The organism is Flavivirga jejuensis, assembly GCF_030540765.1.
GTDB classification, from domain to species: Bacteria; Bacteroidota; Bacteroidia; order Flavobacteriales; family Flavobacteriaceae; genus Flavivirga; species Flavivirga jejuensis.
This window is the reverse complement of sequence record NZ_JAUOEL010000021.1, coordinates 1723-4897: the sequence shown is the minus strand read 5'-3', so window position 1 is coordinate 4897 and position 3175 is coordinate 1723. Positions and strand designations below refer to the sequence as shown.

Sequence of the window (3175 nt, the reverse complement as noted above, 5' to 3'; positions counted from 1 at the left end):
CTTTTGACAGAGAGTTAGAGGGGGATTATACAATAAGCCTATGGGTTATTAGTACTACTCGGCTATGACATTACTGCCTTTACACCTATAGCCTATCAACGTGGTAATCTTCCACGACCCTTTAAAGAAATCTCATCTTGTGGTGGGTTTCGCGCTTATATGCTTTCAGCGCTTATCCCTTCCCAACGTAGCTACTCAGCAATGCTTCTGGCGAAACAACTGATACACCAGAGGTTAGTCCAACTCGGTCCTCTCGTACTAGAGTCAGATCCACTCAAATTTCTAACGCCCACTGTAGATAGAGACCGAACTGTCTCACGACGTTCTGAACCCAGCTCGCGTGCCACTTTAATGGGCGAACAGCCCAACCCTTGGGACCTTCTCCAGCCCCAGGATGTGACGAGCCGACATCGAGGTGCCAAACCCCCCCGTCGATGTGAGCTCTTGGGGGAGATCAGCCTGTTATCCCCGGCGTACCTTTTATCCTTTGAGCGATGGCCCTTCCATGCGGAACCACCGGATCACTATGCTCTACTTTCGTACCTGATCGACTTGTAGGTCTCTCAGTCAAGCTCCCTTATGCCATTGCACTCTACGCACGGTTACCAAGCGTGCTGAGGGAACCTTTAGAAGCCTCCGTTACTCTTTTGGAGGCGACCACCCCAGTCAAACTACCCACCAAGCACTGTCCCTTCATAAGAAGGTTAGACTCTAGATAAGCAAAGGGTGGTATTTCAACAATGACTCCACAACGCCTAGCGACGCCACTTCAATGTCTCCCACCTATCCTACACATTACTTATCCAAAACCAATACTAAGCTATAGTAAAGGTGCACGGGGTCTTTTCGTCCCACAGCGGGTAATCGGCATCTTCACCGATACTACAATTTCACCGAGCTCATGGCTGAGACAGTGTCCAGATCGTTGCACCATTCGTGCAGGTCGGAACTTACCCGACAAGGAATTTCGCTACCTTAGGACCGTTATAGTTACGGCCGCCGTTTACTGGGGCTTCATTTGAGATCGTCGCCGAAGCTAAACCCTCCACTTAACCTTCCAGCACCGGGCAGGTGTCAGGCCATATACATCATCTTTCAATTTAGCATAGCCCTGTGTTTTTGATAAACAGTCGCCTGGACCTTTTCACTGCGGCCACCCCGAAGGGTGGCGACTCTTCTCCCGAAGTTACGAGTCTATTTTGCCTAATTCCTTAGCCATGAATCTCTCGAGCACCTTAGAATTCTCATCCCAACTACCTGTGTCGGTTTAGGGTACGGGCTGCTTCACTCGCTTTTCTTGGAAGTCGATTTGCTAGATTATCACCTTGACCGAAGTCGCAGTGTACTATCGCCGTGTTACCACTGGCTTCAACGTACTATTCCGTCAGTACGCACTAACTTTTCGCCTCCGTCACTTTTAGCGTGAGCAGGTACAGGAATATTAACCTGTTGGCCATCCACTACCCCTTTCGGGTTCGCGTTAGGTCCCGACTAACCCTCAGCTGATTAGCATAGCTGAGGAAACCTTAGTCTTTCGGTGTGCGGGTTTCTCGCCCGCATTATCGTTACTTATGCCTACATTTTCTTTTGTAGCTTCTCCAGCATCCCTCGCAGAACACCTTCGACGACACTACAATGCTCCCCTACCGATATTTCTATCCCATAGCTTCGGTAATATGTTTATGCCCGATTATTATCCATGCCGAACCGCTCGACTAGTGAGCTGTTACGCACTCTTTAAATGAATGGCTGCTTCCAAGCCAACATCCTAGCTGTCAAAGCAGTTCAACCGCGTTATTTCAACTTAACATATATTTGGGGACCTTAGCTGATGGTCTGGGTTCTTTCCCTCTCGGACATGGACCTTAGCACCCATGCCCTCACTGCTGAGTATCATTTTATAGCATTCGGAGTTTGTCAGGAATTGGTAGGCGGTGAAGCCCCCGCATCCAATCAGTAGCTCTACCTCTATAAAACTATAACTCAACGCTGCACCTAAATGCATTTCGGGGAGTACGAGCTATTTCCGAGTTTGATTGGCCTTTCACCCCTACCCACAGGTCATCGGAACACTTTTCAACGTATATCCGTTCGGTCCTCCACTGTATGTTACTACAGCTTCAACCTGCCCATGGGTAGATCACACGGTTTCGCGTCTACCACTACTAACTAAAACGCCCTATTCAGACTCGCTTTCGCTACGGATCCGGACCTGAAGTCCTTAACCTTGCTAGCAACGGTAACTCGTAGGCTCATTATGCAAAAGGCACGCCGTCACAGATCAAGTCTGCTCCGACCGCTTGTAAGCGTATGGTTTCAGGTTCTATTTCACTCCCTTATTCAGGGTTCTTTTCACCTTTCCCTCACGGTACTAGTTCACTATCGGTCTCTCAGGAGTATTTAGCCTTATCGGATGGTCCCGACTGATTCACACAGGATTACTCGTGTCCCGCGCTACTCAGGATACCACTATGATTTACACGCTTTACTTATACGGGACTATCACCCTCTATGGTTCCTCTTTCCAAAGGATTCTAATTCATTATGAAATCAACAGCGTGGTCCTACAACCCCAGCATTGCCGTAACAATACTGGTTTGGGCTAATCCGCTTTCGCTCGCCACTACTAACGGAATCACTTTTGTTTTCTTCTCCTCCGGGTACTTAGATGTTTCAGTTCTCCGGGTTTGCTCCTCTTGCGAGGTGACATGTCTTCAACATGACAGGTTGCCCCATTCGGATATCTGCGGATCAATTCGTGTGTGCCGATCCCCGCAGCTTTTCGCAGCTTATCACGTCCTTCTTCGCCTCTGAGAGCCTAGGCATTCCCCATACGCCCTTATTTAGCTTATTGTACTTTTTGCTTTTTTAATGAGTTACTATTTAAATTATGCTTTTCAGTCTTAAGTTTTAGTAAATGAATACTAAATCTTATTTCCTACACCCCATAATCTAAATTAATGTGATTAATTAGAGATCGCTCGTGATCCTAATTAATCCATAATATATTATATGACTAGAATAAATTCTAATCTTTATTTTTTATGTATCTTTTTTCAATATGTCAATGAACGTTTTTCCGTAAAACGGAATCGTGGAGAATATCGGAGTCGAACCGATGACCTCCTGCGTGCAAGGCAGGCGCTCTAGCCAGCTGAGCTAATCCCCCGTTTTT

At 47.1% G+C, this 3175-nt stretch carries 1 tRNA gene and 1 rRNA gene; both read right to left on the bottom strand.

The annotated features are described in order from the left end of the window. Positions 1–28: 28 nt before the first annotated feature. Positions 29–2854, bottom strand: a 23S ribosomal RNA gene (locus Q4Q40_RS23950). A 241-nt stretch (positions 2855–3095) separates the two neighbouring features. Further along, positions 3096–3169, bottom strand: a tRNA-Ala gene (locus tag Q4Q40_RS23945). Positions 3170–3175 lie beyond the last annotated feature (6 nt).